This window comes from Flavobacterium sp. (assembly GCF_043778725.1).
Taxonomy (GTDB): Bacteria; Bacteroidota; Bacteroidia; order Flavobacteriales; family Flavobacteriaceae; genus Flavobacterium.
Genome location: NZ_JAYWFT010000019.1, coordinates 1 through 6,682, shown reverse-complemented (window position 1 = coordinate 6,682; position 6,682 = coordinate 1). Strand labels below are relative to the sequence as shown.

Annotated in this window: 6 protein-coding genes; all 6 read left to right on the top strand. The window is 30.9% G+C overall.

Annotation, left to right across the window (positions count from 1 at the left end; translation table 11 throughout):
- Window positions 1-4,020: T9SS type A sorting domain-containing protein (locus ACH2CG_RS02165; RefSeq protein WP_395061746.1), on the top strand; the 4,020-nt coding region annotated here is incomplete at its 5' end.
- A gap of 64 nt (window positions 4,021-4,084) precedes the next feature.
- The gene (locus ACH2CG_RS02160; RefSeq protein WP_395061744.1) at window positions 4,085-4,711 is read left to right on the top strand and encodes a T9SS type A sorting domain-containing protein; all 627 of its coding nucleotides are present in this window, start codon (window positions 4,085-4,087) and stop codon (window positions 4,709-4,711) included.
- A 92-nt stretch (window positions 4,712-4,803) separates the two neighbouring features.
- A complete protein-coding gene (locus ACH2CG_RS02155; protein WP_395061742.1) occupies window positions 4,804-5,043 on the top strand; it encodes a hypothetical protein in 240 nt (79 codons plus the stop codon).
- Window positions 5,043-5,522 carry a hypothetical protein gene (locus ACH2CG_RS02150; protein ID WP_395061740.1) on the top strand — a complete coding sequence of 160 codons (480 nt, stop codon included), beginning with the start codon at window positions 5,043-5,045 and terminating at the stop codon, window positions 5,520-5,522. The genes ACH2CG_RS02155 and ACH2CG_RS02150 overlap by 1 nt, the downstream gene beginning before the upstream one ends.
- Before the next feature lie 599 nt (window positions 5,523-6,121).
- Window positions 6,122-6,469, top strand: coding sequence for a type II toxin-antitoxin system RelE/ParE family toxin (locus tag ACH2CG_RS02145; RefSeq protein WP_395061738.1), 348 nt, complete (start codon window positions 6,122-6,124; stop codon window positions 6,467-6,469).
- Window positions 6,456-6,682 (top strand): helix-turn-helix domain-containing protein (locus ACH2CG_RS02140; RefSeq protein WP_395061736.1); only part of this gene is annotated, 227 nt, incomplete at its 3' end. The genes ACH2CG_RS02145 and ACH2CG_RS02140, both read left to right, overlap by 14 nt.

The window sequence follows — 6,682 nt, the reverse complement described above, 5'->3', positions numbered from 1 at the left end:
AAAGTATTTGAAGACATATCTAACTTTATTACTTCACCATTATCAACTACTGGTAATAAAGTTAATATTTGGGTTAGAAATATTGCAAATTTGAGTGTGCCATCAGGTACTTTAGGACTAGCATCTTCTTTTTATATCCCATACGCTAATAGTACAAATACAATAGGTGGAATTTTAGACGGTGAAATATGGAAAACAATACACACAGGAGTAGATTCCTATACTAACATTTCTAGCGCAACAAATACCTTTTATCATGGGCAAGTTGCTTTTAATTTCAACGACCCTAGTATAAATTGGAACACAAATCTATCTATCAATTCGCCAACCAATTTATACGATTTATATACTGTTATTTTACACGAAGTCTTTCATTCATTAGGTTTTAATAGCTTTATTAATCAAAATGGTACATCAATTGACCCATCACCGTATTATAGCAGGTATGATACTTTTTTAAGAACTAAAAACAATATTCCATTGCTCACAATCGGAAGTTGTAGTATGTATGATGTTAGCTTTAATTCTTCTGTCTCTCCAACATTATTAAGACCCGGATGTACTTTACCAAACAATATAAGCGCTGGTGTGCTCAATAGTACTGTTTGTAATAATGCAATAAAATATGTAGGTTCTTCAACAGTTCCTGTTTATACCCCAACTTGTTTTGAGCAAGGAAGTAGTTTAAGCCACTTTGAAGATTTGCTATATCCTACTTGTGCTTCACCGTATGGTAACGATAGTTACTTTGTTTTAAGCAATGTGAATGTTATCGGAACAACTAAACGTTACTTAAAACCCGAGGAAAGGAATGTACTTTGTGATATAGGTTACAATGTTAAAACAACTTTTGGTACTACCACAACAAGTAATGGTTATTACAATTATGGAGGAACTTCTTGTGCAGGCATTAGTGTTGCAGGTTTAAACGATGGTATAAATAGTAGTAATGGGTCTTATACTTTTATAGGAAGTATTGTGACTGCAGGAGCAACAAGTACATCAATTTCTATATCTGGTCTTTTAGTAAATGATGTTAACGCAACTAGTTTCGAATGTTTGCAAGACATTACATCGCCATCAACCACTACAATTGTTAATACCTTTGGAACGAATACAACAATATCAACATTTACAACTACTACAGCTGGTTTACATATATTACGTTATGTACCTGTTAATGGTACAAAACGAGGGAATATAACTTATCTTTATGTTTATGTTTTAACTCCTCCACCAACTAATGGATGTACCCCAATACCAAGTGCTTGCGATTTAGTAATGAATGGAAATTTTGAACAATATTCAAGTTTACCGACAGATATTCATCAAATAATTAAAGTCTGTGGTTGGAATACTCCTATTGCCAGTGTTAACGAACAATTCACACCTTCGTATTTCAATTCAAATGTAATGCCTACATCTTCTCCTTTTTCATTCAAGGTTGATGTGCCTTGTAATATTTATGGCAATCAAGTATGTAATAATAGTATAGGAAATGGATATTCTACGATTTTTACAACCAGACACGGTGGAAAACAACATTTATATACAATTTTGAAAGAACAATTACAACCAAATACAAATTATCAAATAAGTTTTGATGTATCGTTACCAGAGGGAAAAAGTAATTTCGCTAGTAATCTACAAGTATATATATCAAACACAAACTTAATTAGTTTCAATACTGCAACAAATTTTGAAATTAACACTGTTCCAAATCCATCGATGTTATTAACTTATCCAACTATCACAAGAAATATCAATGGCTGGGATACTGTAACTTTTAATTTCACAACAACAAATGGTGGTGAAAAGTATTTGTATTTGGGATTATTAAAAAATGTAGTTATTTCAACAAATACTCCTGCTTCTATAGATACTAGTTGTAATCTTAACAATACAACTACCGACACTTACAGTCAATCTCTCGCTTATTACATCGATAATGTTTCGTTAATTCCAACAAATGGAGCAGTATTTAATTTACCAGCATCAATTTGTAGTAGTCAAAATCTAAACGATTTATCCATTTATTTAAGTGGTACAAATACTAACGGTGTTTTTTCAGGTACAGGTGTAACTCTTGCCAATGGTATCTATTCTTTCAATGCTTCTGTTGCTGGAGTAGGAACAACTACAATTGGCTATACTTTTACAAATAGTAGTGGATGTTCTACTACATTGTACGATACAATAATTATTAGTACTACATCATCAAACACAATAGTTGTAGATGCTATAAACGATAATTTTTCTAGTATGCCAATAATCGGTGTGTCAGGAGGTGTTACCACAAGTGTTTATGCCAATGATTTATACAATGGTACTGCTTCAAGTTCTACTTCATTACCAAATGTCAATTTTGCTTTGGTAACTCCTCTATCTATTGCTGGTGCCACCATCAACAGTTCAGGTCTTATTTCAATTCCAGTAGGAACACCTGCGGGTACTTATACGCTAACTTATAGATTGAGTTCAATAGGTAACTGTAATTTTTCTGATACAGCATCTGTAACTATAGTAGTTACAAACAATAACACTACTCCAACTCTTGTTGCTGGTATCAGAGCTAATAACTATGTTAATCTTATAGGATTACAAAACACAGGGAAGTCTATTATATCAGGTGCTTTTACAACCTATAATAATATTTCAAAACCTTATATTGCACGTTTAAATACAGACCTAACTTTAGATCAGACTTTTTCTTTTATTGGGAACCAAGGGGCAAAAGATTTGGCTATTCAGTCTGATAATAAAATTGTGGTTGCTACTTGGTGGAATGCAAATTTTGGAGGAACAAGCGTAGGAGTTAATCGATTATTAGTTGATGGTGATGTAGATACTACTTTTAATAATGGAGGTGCTGGTGTTACAGCTTTATCAGGGTACTCAAACAACTGGGGACACGCTTGTGCTCTTCAAACCGATGGCAAAATTTTATTAGGTGGCGATTTTTATTACTATAATGGTATACAAAGATTAGGAATTGTCAGAATTAATACTAACGGTTCAATTGATACATCATTTAACCCTATAGTATTAAACACATATTACAGAAGTGTTGTAACTGGTATTACAATACAATCTGATGGTAAAATTATATTACTTGGTTTCTTTAGCCCACCAACAGCTGGAGCGACACAAAAGAACATTATACGTTTAAATAGTGACGGTACAATTGATACAACATTTTTAGCTGGTGATACAGCTGGTTCATTAGTGTATAATGTAGATTTAAGTGTATCGCTATATTCTCCTATAGCCAAAGCAGTCATTCAACCTGATGGGAAAATTATCATTGCTGGTGCATTTAATAAGTATAATGGAAGCAATGTAAAATGTCTAGTACGTTTAACTTCTACAGGAGCTATTGATACAAGTTTTAATACTACAACTGGTGTCGAAAGAGCAATTAATGAATTAATTCTTGAACCAACTACAAACAAACCTATTATTGGAGGAGAGTTTACATTATTTGGCACTACAGCAGTAAAAAAACTCATTCGTTTGACAACTACTGGAGCATTAGATACAGCTTTTAGTATTGGAACAGGTACAACAGATAATATAACATCAAGTTGCACATATTGCTACAATTATGTAAAAGTATTAAAACAACAACCCGATGGAAAAATAATAGTAGGTGGTAAATTCACAACTTTTAACGGATTATCAGCAACTAACATAACAAGAATTTTTGGTTCAGCAGGTGTTCAAGCTAAAAGCAGTATTTTAGAGTATCAAAGTGAACCTGAAATTGATACCAACCCAAATTATAATGCTATAATTATTTATCCAAATCCAAGTAAAGGTATTTATAACATAGACCTAACCAATATAAAAGAGCCAACTACAATAACAGTATTTAACATATTAGGCGAACTAGTATTTAAACAAGTACTCACTACTGAAAGCCAAAATCAAATAGATATTACTAATTTGTCAAATGGATATTATATTGCACGTATTAGCAACGAAACCATAAACACACAACAAAAACTAATAAAAAACTAAATAAATTAACCAAACCCATTGTCAAAGTTGTAACTTTGACAATAGGTTTTTAATACTCACAATTATGAAAAAATATTTAACTTTAACTATCTTGCTTACCTATATAATAGGTAACGCACAATGTCAAACTCCTTCAAACCTAACTCTTTCAATTCCTTATGCCACTGCCGCACAATTATCTTGGACTGAAAACGGAACTGCAACTTCTTGGGAAGTTTCAGTTGTACCTGATTTTTATATTGGTTCAAATATACCTACAAATGGAATAATTGCTGTTGGCAACTCCTACTTATTTACGGATTTACCACCTGCCTATGGCTGTTATGCCTTTTTTGTTAGGTCAATTTGTTCTGCAACTGATGTTAGTCCTTGGGTTGCAGTTGGAACTTTAGGGTGCGATGCAAATGTTTACAACTATCTAGCTACTTTATCAAACGATAATTTCACAATAAACAATGATAACAATGTAAAAATTTTCCCCAACCCATCTAGTAATATTTTGTTTATTGAAAATATTCAAAAACAGATTCAAAAAATTGAGTTTTTTGATTTGCAAGGAAGATTAATAATAACAATTAATGAAAATAAAGACAAATATCAAATTGATATTTCTAATTTAATAACAACAACCTATCTAATTAGACTTTCAACAGAAAAAGGAATTGAAACTGTAAGATTTGTAAAAAAATAAAAATTAAACCCTTTGAAATTTTCAAAGGGTTTAATTTTTATCTATTATTTATTTTTATATATTTGTGTTATAAACTTTTAAATCAAAACATTATGGCTTCTACTTCAGAAACAGGACACAATAAAAATGTGGCAAACTTTAGTTCAGCATACCAAATCCTCGAAGAAATGGGAACTATTTACAATCCATCAAATTCAAATCTACTATTAGCAAATCTTCAACCCAAAAAAGTTTCACTTGGTGCAACAATTACAGTTTTAAACGAAAAAAACCAATCTATAAAAATGCAGTTGCAGAAAGAGAAGTTGCCATTGCTCCACTTGGAAAATTAATGACAAAGTCTTCTAATTATGCAAAATCATTAGACATATCATCTACAGATAAGGAAAACATAGCCAATCAAGCAAAAAAAATACGTGGCGACCAAAAACCAAAATCTGTAAATCCAGAAACTACAGAAACTGATAGTATTTCCACATCTCAAATGAGTTATGACAGTCGTATTGCTAATTTAGATACCTACACAACTCAACTAGCTTCTCATACAGAATATGCACCTAACGAAACAGAAATACAAATTGCAAGTTTACAAGCATTACAATCAAACCTTGTTACATTAAGTCAAGCAGTAAACTCGGCTGGAAATGCACTAATTACAGCAAGAAAAAATAGAAATGACATTTTATATAACAATCAAATAAATGTAATACAACTAATCAAAGATGTTAAATCCTATTTAAAATCTTTAGGCGATGCAGGAAAACCATATTACAACGCAATTGTTAAACTTCAATTCAAAGAAACAAAATGAAAAAGATATAACACAAAAGGGCTACCGCCCTTTTGTGTTATTCTTACTATTTTTTAAAATAAGCCATAGTAAATTCCTAATATTCAATCATAAATTTATTATAACATAGGTCAAAACAACAATATCGAATAGCAAAACACTAATATTCAATCCGCAATTCCTATTATTGAACCTGCAACTTATAATAACGCATAGAAAATTAATAATAACAAACCTGCAACTCCTAATAAGACAACTGTAAAACCTAATATTTAATATGCAAATACTAATAACGAGTAATAAAACATTAACAATAAACGAGTAAAATATAATAGTGCAAAGTAAAATTCTAAAATCAAACCTAAAACTAATTATAACGGAAGAATAAAAGGCTTCTTGTAACAGCGGTTACAAGAAATGGCGAGAAATGTGGTAAATTCACGTTTATTTTCCGCAAGAAGTTTTATCTTAGCAGAAAATACGCAGTTCCGAAGTTCGCCACTTCTTGTAGTCGCCAAACGTTGTGCGATATTTTGCGTGAAAAAGGAGAAAAGTATAATTTATTGAAAATTTAATATAATAAAAGTTGCTCAATAAGACTACTTTTGTATTTTTACTAAATGGAAAACAGAATTACTTATAGAACCGTAATTATATACAAATCATATTTTAATGATTTTTTGGGTTTACAAAATCCAAAAGTGAAAGCAAAAATTGCTTGGACATTAAAATTAATTGAGGAAATTCAACAAGTTCCTGAGACTTATTTAAAACATATTGAAGAAACCGACGGACTTTATGAAGTCAGAATTCAACAAGGAAGTGATATATTTAGAGTTTTTAGTTTTTTTGATGAAGGTAAATTAATTGTACTTGCCAATGGGTTTCAAAAAAAGACTCAAAAAACACCAAAAAAGGAGATTGTCAAAGCATTAAAAATTAAAAAAGAATATTATGAAAACAAATAAAGACATTAAAACACTTTCTCAACTTCTTAACGAAGAATATGGAGAATTAGGAACTGCAAAAAGGAATGCATTTGAAGAAGGTTATGAAAACTTTAAATTAGGTGCATTAGTTCATGATGCAAGAATTGAAAAAGGTTTAACTCAAGAGCAACTTGCGATAAAGTGTGGAACAAATAAATCATATATTTCAAAAGTAGAAAATAACGTTAAAGA